This is a genomic window from Paenibacillus sp. FSL R7-0204 (assembly GCF_038002225.1).
Taxonomy (GTDB): domain Bacteria; phylum Bacillota; class Bacilli; order Paenibacillales; family Paenibacillaceae; genus Paenibacillus_AQ.
On record NZ_JBBOCA010000001.1, the window covers coordinates 3,790,486 to 3,812,823 of the forward strand.

Sequence of the window (22,338 nt, forward strand, 5' to 3'; positions counted from 1 at the left end):
TAGTTAATCTTATGTATGAATTATACCTGTTAATCTTCTGTATTTCATATTACTCCCATGGCAGGTTTTCTGACAACATCTAAAATAAAAAGCCGCTAAATTAGCGGCTTCAATGGGACTATAAATGCTTAACCTTACCACTCAGCAATGCTGCCGTCGCGGTGCCGCCATACCGGATTTCTCCAGCGGTGGCCGTCCTCCGCCATCTTCCGCACATACTCCTCATTCACTGTAATGCCAAGGCCCGGTCCGGAAGGAATATGGACATGACCGTCGCTGTAGGCAAAGACGGCCGGGTCGGTGATATAATCCAGCAGGTCATTGCCTTGATTATAATGGATGCCCAGGCTTTGTTCTTGAATGACTGCATTGTAAGACGTTGCATCCACCTGAAGACAGGCGGCCAGAGCAATCGGCCCAAGCGGGCAGTGTGGCGCGACTGCGACGTCGAATGCCTCGGCCATGGCGAAGATTTTCTTGCATTCCGTGATCCCTCCTGCATGGGACAAGTCGGGCTGAATAATGTCAACCACCCCGCCCTTCAGCAGATTTTTGAATTCCCAGCGTGAGTACATGCGCTCACCCGTGGCGATCGGAGTGCTGGTATGATGTGCGATCTCCCGCAGAACTTCGTTGTTCTCCGGCAGCACCGGTTCTTCTATGAACATCAGGCGGTAGGGGTCCAGCTCTCTGGCCAGTCCGCGTGCCATCGGTTTGTGAAGCCGTCCGTGAAAATCAACAGCAATTCCGAACTCTGGTCCGCAGGCCTCCCTAATGGCGGCGACCCGCTCGACGATAGAATAAATCTTGTCATGGGTATCAATGAACTGCATCTCTTCCGAGGCATTCATCTTAATCGCCGTGAACCCGGCAGCCTTCTTCTCCAGTGCCGCCTTGACAACATCGATGGGGCGGTCTCCGCCTACCCAGGAGTACACCCGCATGGAATTGCGGCAAGCGCCGCCCAGCAGCTGGTACACAGGCGCATTGTAGATTTTCCCTTTAATATCCCATAACGCCTGATCGATCCCCGCTATCGCACTCATCAGAATAGCCCCGCCACGATAGAATCCTCCCCGGTACATGAGCTGCCATAGATCTTCAATCCGCTGGGGGTCCTGCCCAATCAAATAGTCCATCAGCTCTTCTACCGCGGTCTGCACCGTATGTGCCTTGCCTTCGACCACTGGCTCCCCCCAGCCGGATATCCCTTCATCGGTTTCAATCTTCAGAAACAGCCAGCGGGGAGGAACGATAAAGGTCTCAAATCCGTTGATTTTCATAGTTTTTTTGCTCCTTTGCTGTTGTTCATTCTGGCCTTGCGGACTTCCACGGCGAAATGGCGGGCCATCTCTGTGATCTTCCCATAGTCGCCCTGCTCCACCGCTTCCCGTTCAACGAGAGCGCTTCCAAGACCGACGGCAACTGCACCAGCGGTAATGAAGGCTCCGACATTCGCAAGGGTCACGCCTCCTGTCGGCATCATCCGGATGTGGCCAAGGGGCCCCTGCAGTTCCTTAATGTAGGAGGCACCGAGTGAACCGCCCGGGAATACCTTAAGCAGGTCTGCACCCGCTTCATGTCCTCTGACCACTTCGGTCGGTGTCATTACACCTGGAATCGAGATTCGCCCGTGCTGTAAGGTCAGTTCTACAATCGCCTCATTCAGATTGGGGGAGAAAATAAAATCGGCTCCTGCCGCGATTGCCTGCTCGGCCTGCGCCAGCTTAAATACAGTCCCCGCCCCCACTAGCAGGCTATCTCCGTATTTCGCCTTCATGTCCGCGATCAGCCTATATACTTCCGGGGTATCGGCTGTAATCTCCAGCGCTCCGACCCCGCCGTCTGCCAGTGCCGCAGCAATGTGCTCCACCCGTTCAGGTGCTGGTCTGCGGATAACGGCGACCAGCCCGGAGGTTATCAGCTGCTCAATCTGTCTATCTTTGTCCATGTCCTTCCTCCTCCTCGGGAATGCCCTCACTTACCGGATAATATCCTCCATGCCGGTTCCCCCGGCCAAGAGAAGTTCCACATCCTGCCGGGCCGGGAGACCTTCAACGTCGCCGCTTACCCCGACAACAATGGAACCGACAGCATTGCCGCGCCGCACAGCAGAAGGCAGCTCCTCTCCCTGGAGCAAACCGCTTATAAAGCCTGCGGCAAAACCGTCACCGGCACCCATCGGATCAATGAGTCTCTTCACGGGAAACCCGGACTCAGTTCCAGAGATTCGTCCGTTACTGTAATAAGCACCGTCTGCGCCGAGCTTGATTACGGCAGCCCCGGCCCCCGCTTTCAGCAACCGGTCTGCGATCTCTACAGGGTCACAGCATCCTGTCAGGAACTGCCCCTCCTCCATACCGGGGAGCATGTAGTCGGCCAGAGCCGCGATTTCGTTAAGAACACGATAGGCCACTTCCCTGTTCCACAGCTTCCAGCGGATATTAGGATCGAACACAATGGTCGTACCGTGTTTTTTGGCCGCTTCGAGGGCGCTAAAGGTTAATCTCCTGCACTCCGGGCTAAGCGCCGGCGTAATACCCGTAACATGCAGGATGCGCGCACCTCCCACATATGTCTCATTTAGCTCCTCCGCCTGCATCAGGCTGGCCGCCGATTGTTTGCGGTAGTAGTACACCTGTATTTGCTCCGGGGATATTTGTTCTTTGAAGAACACTCCCGTCGGCGCTTCATCTGTAACCCTGACTTCGGAAGTATCAACGCCATGTCCTCTGACGAACTGCCTGATATACCGGCCAAACGGATCATTTCCGAGCTTGCTGAACCAGCCGACGGTATGCCCCATCCGGGCAAGCCCAATGGCCACATTGGTCTCGGCTCCGGCAACATGCTTGTGAAAACCATTCACATACTCCAGGGGAACCATCCGGTCCGGTGCCAGTAGTACCATGGTTTCCCCAAAGGTTACGACCTCCATTGCCCCTCCTCCTTCTGCTGTTTCACTAATTGAGTCTCCTCGTAAAGATCGTATCTTTGACATGAATTTTCGTTATAGATATGATCTTTACGGTATGATCATATTATCTTGCTCTTCGCCAGTCAATACTAAATCAATGGTCAGACGTATCTGTTTATTGTCACGAAGCTCATATGCTAGAATGAATGTATTCCAAGTCAAAGGGACGGCTAATTATGAAACAGAATAAACAAACCGCGTTTCAAGCTACAATAGAGCTTATGAAGCAGAAAATTATAGGTGGGGAATGGGCTCCGGGAGACCGGCTCCCTACTCTTCAGCAGCTGGCTGTTGATTTCTCTGTTAGTGTCACTACAGTACGTGAGGCGCTGCGGATATTAGAGAGTCAGGGGAATGTCAGCATTGAGCACGGGCGCGGGATGTATGTGCGGAATGATCCGCTGCTGCTGGATGATCCGGCGGCTGGCTTAGAGGAATTAGATAACGTATCGATCGTGGATCTGCTGGAAGCCAGACTGCTCATTGAGCCGGAACTTGCTGCTTTAGCCGCGAAGCGGGCCGATGAGGATCAGATCCGCCGGCTGCGGGTACTGGCAGATCGTATGGTGCAGCAAATGGAGGAAGGCGGCTCCTTCTTCGAGACCGACCTCGCCTTTCATCAGTTAATCGCCGAAGGGGCAGCCAATCCGGTGGTGGCGCGGATGCTCCATTCGATTCTTCCCTTGCTGGCCGAAGGACGCAAGCAGACCAATACGCTGCCCAATATGCGGACCAAGGCTTCCAATTACCATGTTCTGATCGCCATTGCCATCGAGGAACGGCAAAGCGAAACAGCACGGCAGCTAATGGAAAGCCATATTCAGAGTATGCTGACCACCCTTAAGCAGTAGATTCTATCAGAATACAAAAGAAACCCAGAGTCTTTAAAAGACCTGGGTTTCTTTACAATCTGACGTCGCTGGAATCAGTGGGCTTCCCCGCGCTGCAGAAATTCATCAATCATCGCCTTGTATTTGTCCAGACTGTACACGTTATACATCCGGGAAGTAAGCGTACGGGTGTTTCCGAAGAAAAAGCGCTCAAACTGTTTCTGTCTGCCGCCGAAGGGACCGATAGCCAGTTCCCAGGTCAGCCGGAAAAGAGAAATCCGGTCGCAGGCGGATGATTCCTGTCCTTTAAGATAGAGACGGATAAAGCCGCCGGCTTCAGATCCCAGGTCTGTCTCGGAAGGAAGCATCACAAGGCTGCTGGAGCTGATGTCCTGGAGCATACCCAGCATCTCCTGATAAAAAGAGGAAAACTGCATCGTAGCAGCAATCAGCGGCTTTGAGGCCGGTACATAATAGCCCTTGGCATCCGGTTCTGCCATCATTTCCGAAGCCAAGCGAAGGGCTTTCAAATTCTCAAGCATGGTCAAAATCCGGGATATCCGCTCCATCGTAACCGCTTCGAGGGCGATATTCTGTTCATCCGACAATTTAGAGATCAGGCCGAGAAGAAATTCCGTCTTGGCAATGTAGCGTGTAAGCACCTGATGACCGGCATAGCTTTGAAAATTCCCTTCGCTGAACAACCGCTCTCCAATCTCTTCATTCCCTAAGAAAAAGATACGGTTGCACGGGATGAAGACGTGATCGAAGATCACCATGGCGTCCATTTCTTCAAATCTGCTGCTCAGCGGATGATCATATTGAGATGCATTTGCTCCATGATGTTCTGCTGATGCTGCATATCATACATTTCAGCTTGGGTCTTCATTAACCCGTTGAAGGCGGGGTGGCTGGATAAAGGCCTTTGGATGGTTTTACCCTGTTATTTCAACGACTTGAGTAAGTTCTTTAGCGGACATTACTCAGACAGCCGCAGGGTAGCGGAGAGTATTGGTTGTTGCACATTTTGCAGGATTTCTCTATAACTGTTGCTGGCTGCGGTACAATGTTGCATTATTTGCACAAATTCGGGTGCAGAGAGCCAGTTAGCGCTGGATTTGTTGCATTTCATGCAGAATTTCAGCATAGGCCGCTTGTAGGGGGCGGGATTGTTGCATTTCGCGCATGATTTTTTAAAAAAAGTTACTGGCTGTTGAGCATGGGGACCCAATTAAAAAGACTCTATCACTTGACGATAGAGTCTTTCCTTAATATTCATTTCAGACAAATCAGTGGCCCATGCCGTGGCTATTGGTTGTCACTTTTGTGATCTGATGTGTAGTGATTTCCTTGGCGCTTGCGGCAGTCAAGATTGTTAATGAGCTAATCAGCAATACGGTTGTCAATAACAAAAGCTTCTTTTTCATCATTTTCATCATTGAACTCCCCTTCTAGAATATTTCGCATAATTGCATGATACTCTTGTAGCTGTGAAATATTGGCCTCAGCTCTAACAAGCTCATAAAAAGCAATAGCTTTTCTAAAGCCTGCTCTATCAAATAGTCTACCACTTAATACGATATTTTCCAGAGTTAGGGTTATTGCAATAGCTGACTTCTTCCGTTTAAACCAATAAATAGATAATAGATGAATATATTCTATGTAGTACCTAACATCTACAGCAGGTGAAGTATCATCAGGTTTCTCAACGTCACTCTGCAGTTCTTCCAATGCCCAGTCCACCTGGTAGTTGTATCTTAAAGCGGAGTCCAAGATATTTAGCAACCCAGTGGTCAATTCTTCCCTCGCACCCAGCTTTAAAAATTTCACGTATTCAGGCAATACCTCCTTCTTTCCCTCAAGTAAGTCAAGAACGAAGGCGTTTGCTCTAGCGGTATTTTTATAATATTCAATTTCTTCCAATTCCTCTTTGTCAAAAAGCTGAACCCAGCTCAAATCTGAATACTTTTCTATACACTGTCGAGCACTTTTGTAATCGCCAAGTTTTTGAAGAGCAATGCCCTTCGCACAAAGACTAAACCCAAAGTAATAGACTATAGAACGCTTTAACCTCTGGGCCTCAAATCCTTTGGGGGCTGTAGCATGTATTACTGCGATCATTTCAATAAGCATGTCAGATATATCTATCATTGCTGTAAAATTGTCTAAGGTGAATGAAGCTTTTAGCATAGCTATTAAAGAGTCAGCATCCATACCGTCAAGTTCCAACAACTCCTATTTCACTCCTTACAAACCATTTTATAGCAATAATAAGTCTTTTCCATCCTATGGTCAATTAATTTGTTGGCTCTTAAATTGCCATTCCCTCTTCTCAACCGAAAAAAACCTGCAATTTGCGCAGGTTTCAGAGAGTTCTATTATACAGACTGATGCATGGCGAAGTGTAAGGCCTGTTTAAAGATTGTTTGAAAGATTAAAAAGTGCCCGTTATTGGAGTGAAACCCAGATAAGGATTTTAAATCTTCCATTTTCCATTATGCGATATTATTGCGTGGAAACCTCAAACTTCGTGCCAGCATCTCCGGCGAAAACAATCGTTCCTCCCGCAGGCAGCGTGGTCTGATCCTTGCCGCCGATGACACTGAAGTAGAGGCATGTCCCCTTGTCATCATAAACGGCGAAGGAACCATTCGAGGATACGCTCACCTTAAGCATTTTGCCCTCGTCTTTGTCGCTTATCGTATACCACCTGGCGTATCCGCTAGGCGGAATCGTAACAGTTGACTTCTTAGCATAGTTTAATGGCTTCAAGTTGTCCTCGTTCACTAAGACGAATCCACCATGATTCAAGTACTCAACGCCGTCTTGTGTAAAAAACGTAAGATTTGAGAGATCCCGTCCGTTCGATCCCGGAATTTGCAATTCGGAGACAGCCGTATTCGGGCCGGTTATTCGCTTATCCAATACGTACCCCGGCAATTGGTTAGACAGGTTCAATTGGGTGGGCGGGAACATCAAATAACCGAGCGATGTATACTTCTCATTCAGTAAATAATATTTCTTGCCGTCGCGCTGCATCCATGCTTCCCGGGTCTGCGCCGGAAGATCTCGGGGCTTGAGCTTCTCAGCGTTGTACATGGATATAGCTACCTGCCCAAGACCCGGCACCGAAGCGTATTCTCGAATCCATTCGTAAGTGCGTCCATTCTCCTCCGTCACAAAGCTGATCATCTCTTTTCCATCCGAACTATGGAACATGCCGTCCGCCGAATATTTGAGCATCCGGTTCGGATTAGCCGATGGCTGCTCCGAAGTGATGGACATGACACCGCCTGTGGATATTTTGATGTTCATTGTTGTACCAGTCGCACCGTAGATTCCCGCATATTGCAACATGGACTCCGGCATATCAGCCTTTACCCGCACACCATAAGATTTCTCTGGCTTGAATTCCGTAAGGGTCCCTTTCTCCTTCAGAGCCTGAAGCAGGATTTCGCTGGCCAGAAGCTGGTCGTACGTACTGCTTCCGCCGGAAGAGACGACAGCTGCCGCCATGTCCTGTTCGGGAAGCACAACGAGCGATGTGTGATAGAGAACCGTGTCCCCGCCTTTGGTCAGTGCCTTCATTCCGTATTCTCCGAAGGGATACAGATCGACGCTGTCCCAGCCGAGACCGTATCCGATGGAGTTGTCCGCATCGTCAGGCCAGAGTGGCGTCTTGTACTCGTCTTGCGCTGCGGCCTTAGCCGATTTACCAGACAAGACCTCTTCCTTTTCCCCTGTGAAAACTTGTGAGAAACGAACCAAATCTTCCGCGGTGTAATAAATGCCTCCGGTTCCGATCACGTTGACCGTCTCGTTAGGAAGTTGTCCTGTATAGGTGGGATAATAGAGCCCCGCCATCTTCGCTTCGTCCGGAGAATCGAGCGGCGTCTTCGTATTAACCATACCTAGAGGTTCCGTAATATATCGACGGATATAAGAGGTGAAGTCCATGCCGCTGACGCGCTCGACCACAATCTGGGCAAGTGAAAAGCCGTCATTGCAGTACACTGAATAAGCACCCGGATCAGCCTTTAAGGTCTCACCGGCTAGTTGTTCCAGCAGTGTGTCGTAGGCGTAAGTATCTTTATCATTGAATAAAAAGGCGTTAGTATACGAGGATCCCTGTAAACCGGAGGAATGATTCAGCAACATCCGCGGTGTAATCTGATTGTAACGTTCATCCTTCATCGTAAACTCGGGAACATACTGGACTACCGGTGTGTCGAGACCGATATTCCCTTGCTCGACCAGTTGCATAACGGCAACCGTGGTAAACATTTTACTGGTTGAGCCGATTCCGTACATCGTGTCTTTCGTGAGCGGCCTCTGTCCCTCCTCATCATTCTTGCCGGCTTGGCCGGATACGGTGATGCGGCCATGATCGATAAAGGCGTATTGCACGCTGTTCGTGTCGTACGTATTTGTGAGGAGAGTTGCTTTCTCCTGTGCAGCTTTCAGGGTGAGTTCCACAGGTGGCTTGTCGTTGCAGGCGGTTAACAGCGGAAGCAGACACAATAATAGCATAGCAACATTTATCCAACGGTTTCTTATCATTTGAACTTTCCCTTCACGATAATTCTTCATTTATTGAATAAAGGAAAAACTAGTATAGTTTCGATTATCGGAACAGCTATAATCGCGGTGGCTATGATCTTACTGCGCGGATTGGCCATATTGATCGTCCAGCCGAAACCGTGATTGTTAGGAATCATCAACGCCGGATCTTCAGGATTCACGTAAAAGAGGCCGAGCCACTTCCAGTATCTTTCCTCCAACGATGGAACATCTCTTAGCTGATCCATATCCTTGATCCGTATGTAAAGTATTACGCCGATTAGTGCGACGAAAAGCAATGTGCAGAGCGCTATGCCGGAGAGGAAAAGCAATTTGCCCCTCCAGCCGTACAACGCTATGGCTTGCGCTACCCCATAGAATACAACCATTAGAAGTGAGGCTCCCCAAGCTAAGAGTGAATGGATTTTCTTGAGCTTCAACTGTTTTTGCAGCGAACCTTCCCGGTCCTGGGGATCCAGCGATGTTCTGGCACGGCTGATCAGCAGATTGCAGCAGACGAACACGGTGATATTCAGCGCTTGCACACTGTTCAGCATGAACACGGTCCACACGGATTTGTTGAAGTGGAAATTTCCGAGAATCAACAATTGCGGAATCGTATCCCACCTTGCAATAGCAAAGAAGATGCATAGCGCCATAACGGCAGCATTTGCCGAATACCACCAAGTGCGTAGCACCGGACTATGCGTCCGGCTGAGTTTGAGACTTGCAGTGCGCTTCGTTTCCACGTCAACCTGCCAACCTCTGGCAGTCTTCAAGCGTTGCACGGACATCCGGCTGAGCCAAACTGCGAAGGATGAAGCAAACATTAAAAGCAAGATGGATGTTGTCAAAATCAGGAGACCCCGGGCCGGTTGATGGCGCAGCCATAACAAGCAAGCCCACCCGATGGCGACCGCAAAACCACTGGTAAGCAAAGCGTAATTCCGGCGAATGGCACGGATGGATGGGTCATTCAGTACCTCTTCCGGCAGAGCAATGCCGAACAGAAAGGTCCTTAATCCGCGATAGGCCTGTAAGCTGAGCATCATTGTAATCATCAAATAACTGCCGAAAATAATAACCATCGGTTCTTGTGTCAATATTGTTCCCCTCCGCGAATCCTGATTATATCCTGGTACACCGATCTGCTCTCTTGTGCGAATACCTCTTCCGCCATGCCCCGTACCGCAGCTGCAGCAGCAAGAGACCGCAGCTGCCGCCGGAGCTTCTCCGCGAACACCTCTGTCACACCAGGCATCCCGCCCGGCTGAACAATAACGCCCGTTTTCCTGTTCACTTGAAGCAAGCCCTCCTGCTTGAGCAAATTATAGGCTTTGTTGACGGTATGTAGATTGATCCCCAGGTCCTCCGCCAGACTCCGGGTCGACGGAAGCGAATCGCCCGGCTTCAGCTCGCCAGAGTCGATCCCTTCAACGATTTGGTCAACCAGTTGAGTGTAAATGGGGGTTTCCGATTGCAGATCAAGCTCAATGAACACGAATAACCCTCCTTTTCTATATGTTATATTACATATATAACAAATGAAATGATACTAATCAAGGTAAAGGTGAAAATAATCGAATTTTTTCTATTAGGGGTCCCTTAAAACAGAAAACCCGCGCTAGGCGCGAGCTCTTATGGGACTATGTTATGGTCTGCCGACAATGACTCCTTTAATCCTTCTGACTCCAGCAGCAGAAGATTGTTCTTTTGTAATACGGAACGTTCCTAAGTTTGTGGTATCTTCTACATGTGGTCCTCCGCATACTTCCCGGCTCCACACCTTCCCTTCGTGATCCTGGATGGTATACACCTTAACGATATCCGGATATTTATCCCAAAAGTTTCCTTCCACATTACTTTCTTTCGCTTCAAGCTTAGGCAGCTCTGCAATAGAGGTAACTGCTTTGGATGAAATTGCATCATTCACATACTTCTCCACCTCAGCTATTTGCTCGGGTGTAAGTTTATCATCGTGGTTGAAGTCAAACCGTAATCGTTCGGAAGTAATATTACTTCCTTGTTGGTGGACATGATCACCTAGCACTTCCCTTAACCCCGCAAGTAGCAAATGAGATACCGTGTGCAGCGCGGTTGTTTCTGTGGAATATTCAGATAAGCCACCTTTAAATTTACCCGCAGAAGCAGTTCTGCTCATTTCAGCATGTTTTTTTGCCGCCTCAGTATAAGACGCCTTGTCCTCCATGCTATATCCACTTTCACTTAGGTACTCTTCCGTCAACTCCAAGGGAAATCCATAGGTTTCGTAAAAATAAAAGGCATCTGCACCTGTAACGTTACCCTTATTCTTCAGATGTTTCTGTATTTCAAATTCTCCCTGCTGTAATGTTCTATAGAAAAGACTTTCTTCCTTATTTACGATTTCAATTATTTTCTTTTTATTGCGGATCAAATCTTCATAAGCTGTAGCTTCATCGATATAAACTTCAGACAACTGACCCACAAAGCTTCCTTGTATCCCTATTTTTTTACCAGCACGGATGGCCCTCCGTAATAACCTTCTCGTTATATACCCTGCATCACTATTTGCCGGCTCTGCACCATCATTAATGAGAAAAGTAGCTGCTCTCACATGGTCCAGTATGATTCTAAAGGACTTTAGATCGTCAGCATAGGACTTCCCGCTTAGCTCCATCAACTTGTTCTTGGGATTAAGGAAGAAAGCCGTATTATAAATATCCTTGTCCCCGTTAAGAGCTGTAGCCACCCTTTCTAATCCGCCTCCATAATCGAGATTGGGATTTTGCATTTTTACAAATCCTGTGTCTCCTTTTGTGTAACACATAAATACGTTGTTCCCAATTTCCAGGAATCTGTCGCTTTCAGAAGCAGGATGGTCCAGTGAATCACCGCCCGGTTCAAGATCATAGAACATTTCACTATCAGGCCCTCCCGGTTCACCAACCGGCATATGGAGCGGACTTCCGGCCCGGCTCCACCAGTTTTCTTGTTCATCGTATAAGAATATTTTCCCGCCTCTAGATGCCCCATATTGCCAAGGATCATCTTCAATGATGGGTTCTATCCCGACGGATTTGAATTTTGCTGACCAGAGCCCAATGGCTTCTGTATCTTTCGGTATATTCAGTTCATCACTTCCTGCGAAAACACTGATATACAGCCTGCCCGGATCTATTCCTAATTCGATGATCTGCCAATGCCAAATGGCATCGATTTGCTTTTGCTTATAGTTATGTTCATTGGCTTTGAACTCCCACCGGCCTATCATTTCGAAAAATGTCAGATGCGACGTATCTCCTACTTCCTCAATATCCACTGTCCTTAAGCACTTCTGGATATTCGCAATCTCATTGCCGACCGGATGCTTTTCCCCCAATAAATAGGGAACCATCGGCTGCATGCCGCTCCCTGTAAACAACGTTGAGGGATCATTTTCCGGTAACAAGCTAGAAGAAGGCACTTGGCTAGCCCCTATTCCTTTCATAAAATCAACATAGGATTGTCTCAATTCATCTGGTGTCATTGGAATACCTCCATCAAATATTATTTATGCTTAAAACAAAAAAGCCCCAAGCTGACATATTACTTGTCAACTTAGGGCGAACGATTATGTCCGTGTTACCACCTAACTTCAGATTGCTCTGCGCTCTATCAGTACGGGATGACTCCGATACTGTTTCCTGAATAACGGTGGAACTCCGTTGAAGCCTACTAAGATTCCTCTGTTCGGTCCACAGCTCCGAGACTGCTTCACTATTAGATCAATGAAGATTCGCACCAACCATCTTCTCTCTGTGAGATCCTTAATAGTTACTATTTCTCATCATAGCCTTTTCGTTTTAAGTTAAAGCTATGCTAGCACAATCAGCTTGCTTCGTCAATTTATAATCAAGATGGTCATTTCCTTGTTTGAAAAAGCCGCCAAAATGGCGACTTCATCTGGCATTCACTATTTTCTGGAGAGTTTCCTTGATTCGATGAGTAGCTTCGTTACCATGATAGGTGATCACTTTTTTAATATCCAGCTCCAGCAGCTTGGCAATCGACTTCAGCGCAGTAGGGTGATCCAACGTGTAATATTTGTCGCAGGACAGGAGCTTACCATCTTGCGAATTTAAGGCATCGCCGGCAATTAACGTTTGCGTCGGGATATGATAGAGGGACATATGATCTGGCGTGTGTCCTGGGGTAAAGACGACTTGAATGCCGCCGGCCAGAGGCAGAATGTCCCGATCCTTCAGTGCCGTATGAACGTGCACGGACGGTGCAAAAGTTGTACCTCTAATAAGCGGAATGGCTCCCGTCAAATAGGGTACAGTCTCCTCATGTGCGAGCACCGTCAACTCGTTTCCCCTTTCCCGAATGAGCTCCGGCAGGCTGCCAATGTGATCGCTGTCTTGATGCGTAATGATGATATGCGTTAGCTGATCAAGTCCAAAGCCTTCTGCTTCAAGTAACCTACGAATCTTATCCAATTGCCCGGGAATGCCAGTATCTACAAGTACAAGATTCCGTTCATCCCACAACAATGTTGGATATACAATAAAAGATCCCATTCGCAGCTCTATCGCTTTAACTCTGGTATTCGGCCGAGACAGGGACATTCCTTCATCATCCTTTCCTATAAGTAGGTATATTATATTACTTATAGTAAGCCGCAAGTCAACACTTTTTACACTCTCTATTCGGGCAGTCCCTGAAAAGAATTCCCCCGTGTCAGGCTCTGACTCTGATCTGCCCAGCGGATCTGAACCGAACGGGAAGTGAAGATGTCAGGCCCGTCTGATACTTGAAAATGCAGGTGTGCTTCACTGGAGTTTCCTGAATTACCAAGATGACCGATGAGATCGCCCTGCTGGACGTTATCCCCTTTTTTGACGGCTACACTGCCTTTCTTGAGATGAGCTGTGATGCTGTGCTCCCCATTTCCATGATTAATGACCACGACATTCCCTTCCGGTTCTTCAGCGTTCATCACGCCCGGCGTATTATCCGGAATGTCATTTTTGATTTCAACCACCTTGCCGTCTGCTGCTGCATAGAGCGGTTCACCAAAAGCATAATAATCCTCGTTGTCCTTTCCCTCCCCTTGATAGCTTGCATCATTCTGAGTGCGGATAATGTCGAGTGCGTAACGCTGGGTTTCATGAGCATAATGATAGTTGGACAACACATCGTTCCCGCCCCAGAACACAAACCATTCGCCCTTCAGCGGATATTGGAATTCTGTCTTGGTCAATGCCTTGTCCGTTGCTTCATGCCTCTCAAGCGGTTGAATAAGCAGCCCCGCAATCTGGTGATCCTCGGCAAAAGAGGCTTGAATCCCCTTGGTCCCCGTCTGATCCTTCCATGAGCTTTCAACCAGATGGTTCATTTTAAACTCCGCAACCTTCTCCCATGAAGCAACGCCTTCCATAAAGCTATCGGCAGTCGTCTTGAATTCGTCCAGCGATATGATTCCCTGTAGCTCCGGACTCATCTGATTGTAGATATCCTCCTTCGATCCATTCATTAAGGTATCCATGAAATTGTCAGGTGTAATCATTGTGCCCTCCTCGGCTGTCTGTTCTACCAGTAATTGCTCTTGTGGTTCAGATGATTCCGAAGTGCCGCACGCAGACAACATCACACACATGCCAAGCGCTGCGGCAAGCAGCTTCCAGCTTTTCGAATATACTCTAGTCATTTCCCTGTACTCCTTTGTTAGAACGATATCTTTCCAGTCCAGTGTACGACATCAATCTTATCTACCGTCTAACCTACTCTTACGTCTATCATAACTTTGAGACATGCTACATCGCCAAAATTAAGAATCCGTTAAGGTTGCCGGCACGCAACACAGTGTTTCAGAATGGTATGATACTTATATAAAAAGCTGGGAGGCTCTATTTTGTCATGGATGAAGTTTCAATCTTGCTTGTTGATGATGAACAGGCTATTCTTCATATGCTCCGAACGGTATTGCTCAAAGAGCAATTCGTGGATATTGATACGGTCACTACCGGTGAAGACGCGATTGCTGCATGTAAAAAGAAAACCTATCACTGCATCGTGCTGGACGTGATGCTTCCAGGCCGAAGCGGGCTCGAAATCTGCCCTTTTCTGCGTCAATGTACAGACGCCCCTATTCTCTTTCTGACAGCGAAAACCACCGATTATGACAAGCTGACCGGCTTCGCGGTTGGCGGAGACGATTATGTCGTTAAACCCTTTAACCCGCTGGAAGTAGTCGCACGGATCAAATCCCTGCTGAGACGATATTTGCCCAGACAGACGGAAGCGGGAAAACTGCCACGGGAAGGGATCTATGACTATGGGCGCTTTCAGGTCATGGAGCCAGCCGGTGAACTTAGAGTAGAAGGCCAGCCCGTGAACTGCCCAGCGCTGGTATACCAGTTACTTCTGTTCTTTTGCAAACATCCCAATCGTATCTTTACCAAGTCTGAATTATATGAGCGGGTCTGGGGTTCGGAGGCCATTGCGGATGATAACACCGTCATGGTACATATTCACCGGATTCGTGAGCGTATTGAGGCTGATCCGTCCAACCCTGAGTTATTGGTGAACGTTCGGGGGCTAGGGTATAAGCTCATTCAATCCGACATGGGGCCTAGGCGATGAGTGTAAGACGCAGATTGATGACGCGGTTCATTGGCCTGCTTGCGGGTACGGTGGTCCTGATCTTGATTATCGGTGGAAGTATAGCTTACTGGGTCATTCAGCAGCTACATGAGGCCAGTCTTGTTGAAGATTTTGCCACTGTCGGGCTCGATCAGCTAATCAGCACAGCAGAGATTTTGCCGGATGGTAGTGTTAAGTATGATCCCAAGCTGCTGAAGCAGATCGAGGACAACAACGGCTGGCTTCAGATTCTCGATGAGCAGGGTCGTGTGTTGGATGCTTTTCATACCCCTTCCGATGTGCCGAATCACTATAAACCTGGAGAACTCATATCTTATTGGCAAGGACAAAAGCCCTTTCCCTACCGGCTATATCTGCTTATCCGCGAAAGAGAAGGCATTAATTTCACCCTATTGTATGGAGAGAACAACCAGGCTGTAACCATGCTGGAGCAAGCATATAACGGGGGCCGTTATGCCAATAACAAGCTTGAACTGGCCTCCGGGCAGCAGGAAATCATTCGAGCAGCGGATGCCTATCTTCAGATTTTGGATGAACTGGGACGGGAGGTTACTTCTTTCAATAAGCCTGTAACAGGTATCCCGGACAGCTACAGCATCCAGGATCTGATTCTGCGTACACGATACCCCATCCGGTATGGAGTTAGTACAGTGACCAGCTATGATGAGCAGAATCATTCTACCTGGATGCTGAGTATTCCTCTTGGGAGCAATCCGGCGGGGAGCAACGAGAATCCCTTCGGGTTTATTTTTGGTCCTGCCCTGGCTGCACTTCTGGTATCTATTATCGGCTTGCTGATCCTGCTTGCTGTCTGGTATGCCAACCTGTTCGGTTATCCTATGCTCCATATGCTCCAATGGCTGCAGCGGCTTGAACGCGGACAATATGAGGAGCCGGCCGGCCCCCGCGGCAGGCCGCTTAGCCAGAAGAAGAACGGGAAATGGCGGCGGAAATATCGGGTATATACGGAAGTGTTAGGTTCCATCCAGACGTTATCCGATACTCTGAAACAGGATAAAGAACTCCGCAGACAGACCGACTCTCTTCGCGAGGAATGGATTGCTGGAATCACCCATGATTTAAAGACACCCCTGTCCTCCATCCAGGGCTATGCACATATGCTGGAAGCAGAGAGGTACGAGTGGGCTTCTAATGAAGTACGGGAATTCGCGGGCATTATGTTAGACAAGTCGATGTACATGGACAGGCTGGTAAGCGACCTGGCCATGACTTATCGTCTGCGCAGCGGCGGATACCAGCCCCCTGTTGAGCTAACGGATATCAATGCTCTGCTTCAGGATTTGGTACAGCGTGCTGAACGTAACCCAGCTTATGGTGAGGGCCGCATTACTTTCCAGCCTGCCCCGGCTCAGGTACAGGGTTATGTACACATTCCCTCCTTTGAACGGATCGTTGATAATCTGACCGCCAATGCCCTACTCCATAATCCGCCGGACGCGAAGCTGATTGTAAGTGTACAGCCTGGTAAAGAGGCAGGCGATTTCATCGTTCAATTTGCCGATAATGGACGCGGGATGGATCAGGAGACGGTGTGGAAGCTGTTCGAACGATACTACCGTGGCACAGATACAGCGACGCCCGATATCGGATCAGGCCTTGGCATGGCGGTAACCAAAGGGCTGATCGAAGCCATGCAAGGGCGAATTGAGGTTCGATCGAGTCCCGAAGAAGGAACGGTGATACGTTTGATATGGGATGCTCATTCGAGGGCTGGAACGAAATAATCTGAAATATTTCGTTCTCAGATTTCAAAAGAAAGACGCCGGGCATTTTCCCCGGCGTCTTCTTTGGTAGTTAGTTGTGTTCGGTGTAGGCTCTGAAATTGTCCATAATCGCCTGCCAGCCTGCTTGCTGGAGCTCGACGGGATTGGCGTTTTCCGCATCGAATGTTTGAATAATCTTCGTCTCATTCCCTTGATCGACGAACGTAATTTCCACTCTTCTTCCGTCTCCTAGGGTGTAGCTGATCATCTCATGCTTATTCACGACATCGTACACGCCGCCAAAATCAAACCCCATGCTGCCATCCTTCGCCTCCATCCGTGTCAGAAAGGTACCGCCAACGTGCAGATTGTTCTCGGCTCTCGGCGCATGCCAGTCCTCGGACGCCTGATTCCACTTAGTGATGTAATCCGGCTCTGTCCAGTATTGCCATACCTTTTCGACAGGAGCTTGAACCACGGCTTGTACAGTTACCTTCGTTGGTTGATTCTCTTCCATTTCAATAGACACCTCTTTCATGATCTTCGTCGCTTGATCACTTACCATTGTCTCCCAACTGGTTGTGCAATATCCCCTGAAGTATTACTTCAATGGCCCAGAAGAACCTTTCCTTGGAGGCGGTATCTCCCGAGAATAAATCACTCTTCAGACTGTTCATGAGCGGAAAACGTACCGGATCTGCTTCATTATAGTAACTCTGGGCAGTTTCCATCAGCTCGCTTGCTCTCTTTGCCTTCTCCAACGCAATGGAAGACACGTACAGGAGCAATAAATCTGTTCCCCAAGCAGCGGCCGTAGAGGTGATTCCGCCCTTCTGCAGGACGGTAAGTAAATACTCATTCAGTCGAAAGGCATGATTCCCGATAGGTATCGTCTGTAGGGATAGCTCAGCTAATCCGGGTTGCCCGATAAGCAGCTCTGCATAAGCATGGAGTGCTTGAAATAACTGCTCCTTCCAATTATCGTCCGTAAGCTCCGGCAGATTCAACTCACCGAGACCAAGGTCAAGCACATAAGAGCTCAATTCCTGCAGATTTTTAACGTAAACATACAGGGAGGAAGGTCCGGTGTCCAGTTGCTTGGCTACCTTTCTCATGCTCATGCCGGAGGTCCCTTCCTGCTTCAGCAGCTCATAGGCGGTCTTGACAATGATTTCATGACTAAGGGGTTCTTTGGCTGGGCGGTTACGGCGGCTCACAATTTCACGTTTAGGTTTCATCATACTTTTCTTATAACATGCCGGAAGCCAATAGTAAATACATCGCGGAAGAGAACATCAGCCTTGCTGCTCATACAGGTCTTGATAAGATTGCATGAGAGATGCAAACTTGGGAGCCGCATTCTCCGAGAAGCTCAGGATGAGATTTTCGTTAGACACATAGGCTTTCTCTGAGGCATACTGGAACATTTTCTCCTCATATTCTTCAATCGCCACAGATGTCTCCTTGTTCCTTACTATGGCCAGAGCCAGCTCCAGCGCATCCAGCATTGCAAGATTCACCCCTTCTCCCGCAAAAGGGGACATGACATGAGCCGCATCTCCAATCAACGTGACACCAGCGCTGCGTCCCCAGCGAAATCCGACGGGCAGCATGTAGATCCGTCTGGGCACAACTGCATCTTCCGCATACCGGATATAATTCTTGAGCGGTTCACTCCAATCGTGAAACAGCTCAAGCAGCTTGGCCTTCGTCTCCTGCGGGTTATCGCTGCGGATTTCGTCTAACCAGTCCCGCTCTACCTTGAAGCTTGCATATACTTTGATCCGTCCGTTGCCGTTCAGCTGGCCTAGAATCCCTTTGTGATCATCCAGTGCAAACATCTTGCCACGTGCGTTGAATGCGGCCAGATCCGGGTGATCGGCTGCAATAACGTTGAGCTCCAGCATAGTCAGACCTGAATATTCCACATTTGTATCGGTAAGCAGAGGACGAACACGGGAAAAGGCACCGTCTGCACCAATTACAAGATCAGCCACAGCGATATGTCCATTCTCAAAATGAAGCTCTGTCTTACCCTCCCCCAGAGAGACAGCCTTCTCCAGTTTATAGCCATACTGTATGGTAGACGGATCTAATTTATTCAGAAGCAAGTCACACAGCACACCACGGTCAATCTCCGGGCGTCTCTGCCCTTCCGAGCTCTCTTCGTCGGCCACTTCATCCAGGTATAGGGTCCCTATCTTATCCATGAGCCGGAAGTCTTCGCCCTCAAACCGTGCTGCCTGCAGAAAAGCTTCATATAATCCGGCTTCCTTCAAAGCGAGTTGCCCGGATTCTTCATGAATATCTAAGGAGCCTCCGCGTTCGTGGCTTAGATCCTCATGCTCACGTTCGTAAATGATCGAGGAAATACCATGCTGTTGCAGAATCAAGGCGAGCGTTAGCCCTCCTGGTCCACCTCCAATAATTGCGATCCGGCGTTGTTCTGTAGAATTATTTGTTGTCATGTGTAGACATCTCCTTCGTTTGAAAGTATTTTCTCAAGAATCGTGCTTCTTGCCTGCAAAAAACAAAGATAAAACCAATGCAATAACTGCAAAGCCCAAAGTAATCCAGAATGTTGAGCCGAAGGCATGACCTAATTGATCGGGTGAATGCTGTGCGGGAAGTCCCCTGATTTGTTTGGCCAGAAAAGCCATCGTGATGGTAACGCCGAAGGAAGACATGATTTGCTGTGCTGAAGTGGTTATGGGCGTAACACGGCTTATTAATTCCTTGGGAGCTGATCTGAGGACATGGGTATTAATCTGCATCATCGTTAATCCTTGACCAAGCCCTGCAAAAGCAAAGCTGCAAATGATATATAGCGAACTGGTATGGGCATCAATCTGCGTCAGTGCAAGCAAGGACCCACAGAGCGACAGAATACCCATGATGGCTACCGGGCGAACACCGAAACGGTCAAATAACCGGCCGCCGGCATTAATCCCGACAGTAGATAACAGGGCTTGCGGGATCACATATAATCCAGCTTCAAGAGGGGTTAGCCCTCTCACTTGCTGTAAATACAGCGGGAACAAAAGGATACTTCCGAACAAAGCGATCTGATTCAGCCAGGCGACAGAAATGCCATGCACAAAGGTAGGCGAACGGAATACTCTTAGCTCCAGCAGCGGATGCTTGTGCCGCAGCTCATTCCATATAAAGACGGCCAGTATAACCAGGCCCCAGGCCAGAGGAGCTAACGTCCATAGATTGGACCACCCCTTCTCTCCTGCTTGATGTACGGCAAACACAATTGAAGTAAAGGCAACCGGAGCCAAAAGCGCGCCGATCACATCCAGCTTGTTATTGGCTTTTGCATCCGATGCAGGTAAGTACCTCCAGGCCATCAGTAAAGCTAAAACGCCAACCGGTACGTTGATGAAAAAGATCCAGTGCCAGTTGATGTACTCGATTAGCCAGCCCGACAATAACGGGCCTAAAATGGGAGCAAGCAGCATCGGGATCCCGAGGATACCCATGACAGATCCTCTTTTGTCCGGAGGAGCGACCATGAATACAGTGGCAATTCCGATGGGAGCCACCATGCCTCCGCCCAGACCTTGAATGATGCGGAAAACGATAAGCTGAGTAGGAGTGGTTGCCATTGCACACAGCACAGAAGCTAGAACGAATAACACAATGCTAATCATAAACATTCGTTTGGGTGAGAAACGGTCAGAGAACCAGCCAGCGAGCGGAATAACTGCCGATAAAGACAAGGTATATGCCGTTATAACCCACTGAATCGTACTGAGATTGGTATCGAAGGCATTAACTAATTTCGGTACAGCCACATTCATGATGGTGCTGTCTAAGATCACCAGGAACATTCCTGAAGCAACAGCGAGAAGTATGGGCAAAATCTGTTTCAAAGAAAAGGCTGCTTGCATGCTGCCGTTATCCTTTGTATCTGGCATAAACGCTCTACTCCTTTCCTTCAAAAAGCGTATGAATTACTTAAGATGATACATTTATAACACAACGAACACTGTTCGTCAAGAATGGTGTTCGTTGTTGGTTGGAAATAGGCAAAGAGACGTTTATTGGTAACCGTTCTCCATTCTGAACAAGGTTGCCAATAAACGTCATAGGTACACAACATACGACTAAGGTTAGTAATTCAGATGCAGTTACGAGTAGCCTGGAGGAATTTGAAATCCCTCTGTCAATGACTCGCATATTTCAGCAAAATCAATGGTGATATGATCCTTGAAATGCCCACTGATGATCTGAATTCCACACGGCAATTGATCTTTAGAACGATTCAAAGGCAAAACTGTGGCAGGCAGCCCAAAGACAGTCGCAAGGATATTCCAGATTAAATGCTCGTTATAACCGGTTGCTCGTCCATTCACTTCGAGAATCCTTCTAGTTACCGCCTGCTGCATGTGGGGAATTGCCAGTACCGGACTGATGGGCAGCAGCAGAACATCATATTCCTGAAGTAAGGAAGTAATGATACGGTTATATTCCTGACGCAGGCGGTCCGTCTCCTCTTGTTCTCCCTCACTCTGATTCATTGCCCGGTAATAGTCCTCCAGCCCTTCAGGAAAAGCCTTCGTCACCAAACGGGAAGCCCGCAGGCCAAGGGAGGCCAGACTTGCAGTCAGGCGCTGCCTTGAATTGAACGAGGTGCCGACAAGTCGTCCAGACAGCTTCATCGCCAGGTCGAACAACTTGTTCATCTGGATCTCAGGAGGCATTCCATGGTGAACCTCTACCCCCTCCATCCTGGATAAAGCTGCGGTGAAATCAGTATATCTGCGTTGTATAGGCTCATCTATTTCATGCCCCGGAGCTTCAAACCAGGTCAGAACTTTGATCGTCGCTTGCTCCTTTAATGTGTTAGTGCGGAAATCAGGAGGAACAGGCACCTCTACCCACGGATCATACAGTACATCCATCATCAGCCGAAGATCCTTGGCGCTTCGGGCCAGCGGGCCAGCCGCCGACAAATCAGGTTCGCTTGGATCACCGGGAGGGTTACCGGGAACATGTCCTCTAAGCGACAGCATTCCAAGACTGCAGCGATGGGCATATACACCGGTATAATGGGCAGGAATCCGCAGGCAGCCAATCAGATCGCTGCCGAATTCCACAGGCGTGCAATCAGACGCTAAAGCGGCCGCACTGCCGCCAGATGAACCTCCTGGTGTCAAGTTTGTGTTCCAAGGGTTGTTGGTTGTGCCGTATAGATCATTATAGGTCTGCCAGTCCGCAGTCATCACCGGCACGTTGGTTTTTCCCATAATGATCGCTCCGGCCTGAATCAATCGTTGAACTGTGGACGCATGCTCTGTAGCAATGTTATGTTGTAAATGGGGGGCACCAGAGGTCGTAAGCATCCCGTTTACATTAAATGACTCCTTGACCGTAAGCGGCAGGCCGTGCAATGGCCCGTAACTCCGGCCTTCTTTCCTGTCCTGGTCGGCCTGATCCGCCTGGGCGTAGGCCATTTCCCGCTGCTGCTGCACTACGGCATTCAGCCGTTCATTCACCAGGTCCATCCGGCCATAATAGTAATCCAGCAGTTGCCTGGAATTCACTTCACCCTGTTCTAGCAGCCGGATCACTTCGGAAGCCGTACGATAAGTTAAATTCAAGTTTCTTCCTC

19 protein-coding genes, 1 pseudogene and 1 other annotated feature are annotated in these 22,338 nt (G+C 48.7%); of the genes and pseudogenes, 3 read left to right on the top strand and 17 right to left on the bottom strand.

The window, feature by feature from the left end; all coding sequences use genetic code 11:
• Positions 1-134: 134 nt before the first annotated feature.
• Genes dgoD through MKX42_RS16915 form a run of 3 tightly spaced genes read right to left on the bottom strand, consistent with a single transcriptional unit; the run spans position 135 to position 2,938 of the window.
• Positions 135-1,283 carry a galactonate dehydratase gene (gene dgoD, locus MKX42_RS16905; RefSeq protein WP_340753500.1) on the bottom strand — a complete coding sequence of 383 codons (1,149 nt, stop codon included), beginning with the start codon at positions 1,281-1,283 and terminating at the stop codon, positions 135-137.
• Positions 1,280-1,951: a bifunctional 4-hydroxy-2-oxoglutarate aldolase/2-dehydro-3-deoxy-phosphogluconate aldolase gene (locus MKX42_RS16910; protein ID WP_340753501.1), complete on the bottom strand. Its 672-nt coding sequence runs from the start codon at positions 1,949-1,951 to the stop codon at positions 1,280-1,282. Before MKX42_RS16910 ends, dgoD begins: the two co-directional genes overlap by 4 nt.
• Positions 1,952-1,981: 30 nt before the next feature.
• Positions 1,982-2,938 (bottom strand): sugar kinase, encoded by a 957-nt coding sequence (locus MKX42_RS16915; protein ID WP_340753502.1) that lies wholly within the window; start codon positions 2,936-2,938, stop codon positions 1,982-1,984.
• A 215-nt stretch (positions 2,939-3,153) separates the two neighbouring features.
• On the opposite strand from MKX42_RS16915, the gene MKX42_RS16920 reads away from it, so the two are divergent.
• Positions 3,154-3,828: a FadR/GntR family transcriptional regulator gene (locus MKX42_RS16920; protein ID WP_340753503.1), complete on the top strand. Its 675-nt coding sequence runs from the start codon at positions 3,154-3,156 to the stop codon at positions 3,826-3,828.
• 74 nt (positions 3,829-3,902) lie between these two features.
• On the opposite strand, the gene MKX42_RS16925 is transcribed toward MKX42_RS16920, so the two are convergent.
• The 9 genes and pseudogenes from MKX42_RS16925 to MKX42_RS16965 all read right to left on the bottom strand — a co-directional run bounded on the left by MKX42_RS16925 (position 3,903) and on the right by MKX42_RS16965 (position 14,038).
• Complete coding sequence (locus MKX42_RS16925; protein WP_340757706.1) at positions 3,903-4,511, bottom strand: 4-hydroxyphenylacetate 3-hydroxylase C-terminal domain-containing protein; 609 nt, start codon at positions 4,509-4,511, stop codon at positions 3,903-3,905.
• A 42-nt stretch (positions 4,512-4,553) separates the two neighbouring features.
• A pseudogene (locus MKX42_RS16930) lies at positions 4,554-4,628 on the bottom strand (4-hydroxyphenylacetate 3-hydroxylase N-terminal domain-containing protein); the annotation flags it as partial.
• 562 nt (positions 4,629-5,190) lie between these two features.
• Positions 5,191-6,039 carry a hypothetical protein gene (locus MKX42_RS16935; RefSeq protein ID WP_340753504.1) on the bottom strand — a complete coding sequence of 283 codons (849 nt, stop codon included), beginning with the start codon at positions 6,037-6,039 and terminating at the stop codon, positions 5,191-5,193.
• Positions 6,040-6,312: 273 nt separating this feature from the next.
• Positions 6,313-8,337, bottom strand: coding sequence for a serine hydrolase domain-containing protein (locus MKX42_RS16940; RefSeq protein ID WP_340753505.1), 2,025 nt, complete (start codon positions 8,335-8,337; stop codon positions 6,313-6,315).
• A 56-nt stretch (positions 8,338-8,393) separates the two neighbouring features.
• Positions 8,394-9,470 (bottom strand): DUF5808 domain-containing protein, encoded by a 1,077-nt coding sequence (locus tag MKX42_RS16945; RefSeq protein WP_340753506.1) that lies wholly within the window; start codon positions 9,468-9,470, stop codon positions 8,394-8,396.
• The gene (locus MKX42_RS16950) at positions 9,467-9,868 is read right to left on the bottom strand and encodes a GntR family transcriptional regulator (RefSeq protein ID WP_340753507.1); all 402 of its coding nucleotides are present in this window, start codon (positions 9,866-9,868) and stop codon (positions 9,467-9,469) included. The genes MKX42_RS16945 and MKX42_RS16950 overlap by 4 nt, the downstream gene beginning before the upstream one ends.
• Before the next feature lie 150 nt (positions 9,869-10,018).
• Positions 10,019-11,875 (bottom strand): alanine--tRNA ligase, encoded by a 1,857-nt coding sequence (locus MKX42_RS16955; RefSeq protein ID WP_340753508.1) that lies wholly within the window; start codon positions 11,873-11,875, stop codon positions 10,019-10,021.
• 69 nt (positions 11,876-11,944) lie between these two features.
• Positions 11,945-12,188 (bottom strand) — a binding site (T-box leader).
• A gap of 99 nt (positions 12,189-12,287) precedes the next feature.
• A complete protein-coding gene (locus MKX42_RS16960) occupies positions 12,288-12,956 on the bottom strand; it encodes an MBL fold metallo-hydrolase (RefSeq protein ID WP_340753509.1) in 669 nt (222 codons plus the stop codon).
• Positions 12,957-13,033: 77 nt separating this feature from the next.
• Positions 13,034-14,038 carry a M23 family metallopeptidase gene (locus tag MKX42_RS16965; protein ID WP_340753510.1) on the bottom strand — a complete coding sequence of 335 codons (1,005 nt, stop codon included), beginning with the start codon at positions 14,036-14,038 and terminating at the stop codon, positions 13,034-13,036.
• A gap of 209 nt (positions 14,039-14,247) precedes the next feature.
• On the opposite strand from MKX42_RS16965, the gene MKX42_RS16970 reads away from it, so the two are divergent.
• Positions 14,248-14,973 (top strand): response regulator transcription factor, encoded by a 726-nt coding sequence (locus MKX42_RS16970; RefSeq protein ID WP_340753511.1) that lies wholly within the window; start codon positions 14,248-14,250, stop codon positions 14,971-14,973.
• Positions 14,970-16,739, top strand: coding sequence for a sensor histidine kinase (locus tag MKX42_RS16975; RefSeq protein ID WP_340753512.1), 1,770 nt, complete (start codon positions 14,970-14,972; stop codon positions 16,737-16,739). Before MKX42_RS16970 ends, MKX42_RS16975 begins: the two co-directional genes overlap by 4 nt.
• Before the next feature lie 70 nt (positions 16,740-16,809).
• Here MKX42_RS16975 and MKX42_RS16980 read toward each other — a convergent pair whose 3' ends face one another.
• From MKX42_RS16980 to MKX42_RS17000, 5 genes are all read right to left on the bottom strand, one after another.
• A complete protein-coding gene (locus MKX42_RS16980; RefSeq protein ID WP_340757707.1) occupies positions 16,810-17,235 on the bottom strand; it encodes an SRPBCC family protein in 426 nt (141 codons plus the stop codon).
• 37 nt (positions 17,236-17,272) lie between these two features.
• Entirely contained in the window at positions 17,273-17,959 is a 687-nt protein-coding gene (locus tag MKX42_RS16985; protein WP_340753513.1) for a TetR/AcrR family transcriptional regulator, read from the bottom strand.
• Positions 17,960-18,013: 54 nt separating this feature from the next.
• The gene (locus MKX42_RS16990) at positions 18,014-19,186 is read right to left on the bottom strand and encodes an FAD-dependent oxidoreductase (RefSeq protein WP_340753514.1); all 1,173 of its coding nucleotides are present in this window, start codon (positions 19,184-19,186) and stop codon (positions 18,014-18,016) included.
• A gap of 33 nt (positions 19,187-19,219) precedes the next feature.
• A complete protein-coding gene (locus MKX42_RS16995; protein WP_340753515.1) occupies positions 19,220-20,641 on the bottom strand; it encodes an MDR family MFS transporter in 1,422 nt (473 codons plus the stop codon).
• Between the two features lie 213 nt (positions 20,642-20,854).
• The gene (locus MKX42_RS17000; RefSeq protein WP_340753516.1) at positions 20,855-22,327 is read right to left on the bottom strand and encodes an amidase family protein; all 1,473 of its coding nucleotides are present in this window, start codon (positions 22,325-22,327) and stop codon (positions 20,855-20,857) included.
• Positions 22,328-22,338: the final 11 nt, after the last annotated feature.

Excerpts from the sequence above, each read along its gene's own strand:
- dgoD (WP_340753500.1), bottom strand. The coding sequence starts at position 1,283 with ATGAAAATCAACGGATTTGAGACCTTTATCGTTCCTCCCCGCTGGCTG.
- MKX42_RS16920 (WP_340753503.1), top strand. The coding sequence starts at position 3,154 with ATGAAACAGAATAAACAAACCGCGTTTCAAGCTACAATAGAGCTTATG.
- MKX42_RS16955 (WP_340753508.1), bottom strand. The coding sequence starts at position 11,875 with ATGACACCAGATGAATTGAGACAATCCTATGTTGATTTTATGAAAGGA.
- MKX42_RS16960 (WP_340753509.1), bottom strand. The coding sequence starts at position 12,956 with ATGTCCCTGTCTCGGCCGAATACCAGAGTTAAAGCGATAGAGCTGCGA.
- MKX42_RS16990 (WP_340753514.1), bottom strand. The coding sequence starts at position 19,186 with ATGACAACAAATAATTCTACAGAACAACGCCGGATCGCAATTATTGGA.
- MKX42_RS16995 (WP_340753515.1), bottom strand. The coding sequence starts at position 20,641 with ATGCCAGATACAAAGGATAACGGCAGCATGCAAGCAGCCTTTTCTTTG.
- MKX42_RS16910 (WP_340753501.1), bottom strand. The coding sequence starts at position 1,951 with ATGGACAAAGATAGACAGATTGAGCAGCTGATAACCTCCGGGCTGGTC.
- MKX42_RS16970 (WP_340753511.1), top strand. The coding sequence starts at position 14,248 with ATGGATGAAGTTTCAATCTTGCTTGTTGATGATGAACAGGCTATTCTT.
- MKX42_RS16965 (WP_340753510.1), bottom strand. The coding sequence starts at position 14,038 with ATGACTAGAGTATATTCGAAAAGCTGGAAGCTGCTTGCCGCAGCGCTT.
- MKX42_RS16980 (WP_340757707.1), bottom strand. The coding sequence starts at position 17,235 with ATGGAAGAGAATCAACCAACGAAGGTAACTGTACAAGCCGTGGTTCAA.
- MKX42_RS16915 (WP_340753502.1), bottom strand. The coding sequence starts at position 2,938 with ATGGAGGTCGTAACCTTTGGGGAAACCATGGTACTACTGGCACCGGAC.
- MKX42_RS16975 (WP_340753512.1), top strand. The coding sequence starts at position 14,970 with ATGAGTGTAAGACGCAGATTGATGACGCGGTTCATTGGCCTGCTTGCG.
- MKX42_RS16940 (WP_340753505.1), bottom strand. The coding sequence starts at position 8,337 with ATGCTATTATTGTGTCTGCTTCCGCTGTTAACCGCCTGCAACGACAAG.
- MKX42_RS16985 (WP_340753513.1), bottom strand. The coding sequence starts at position 17,959 with ATGATGAAACCTAAACGTGAAATTGTGAGCCGCCGTAACCGCCCAGCC.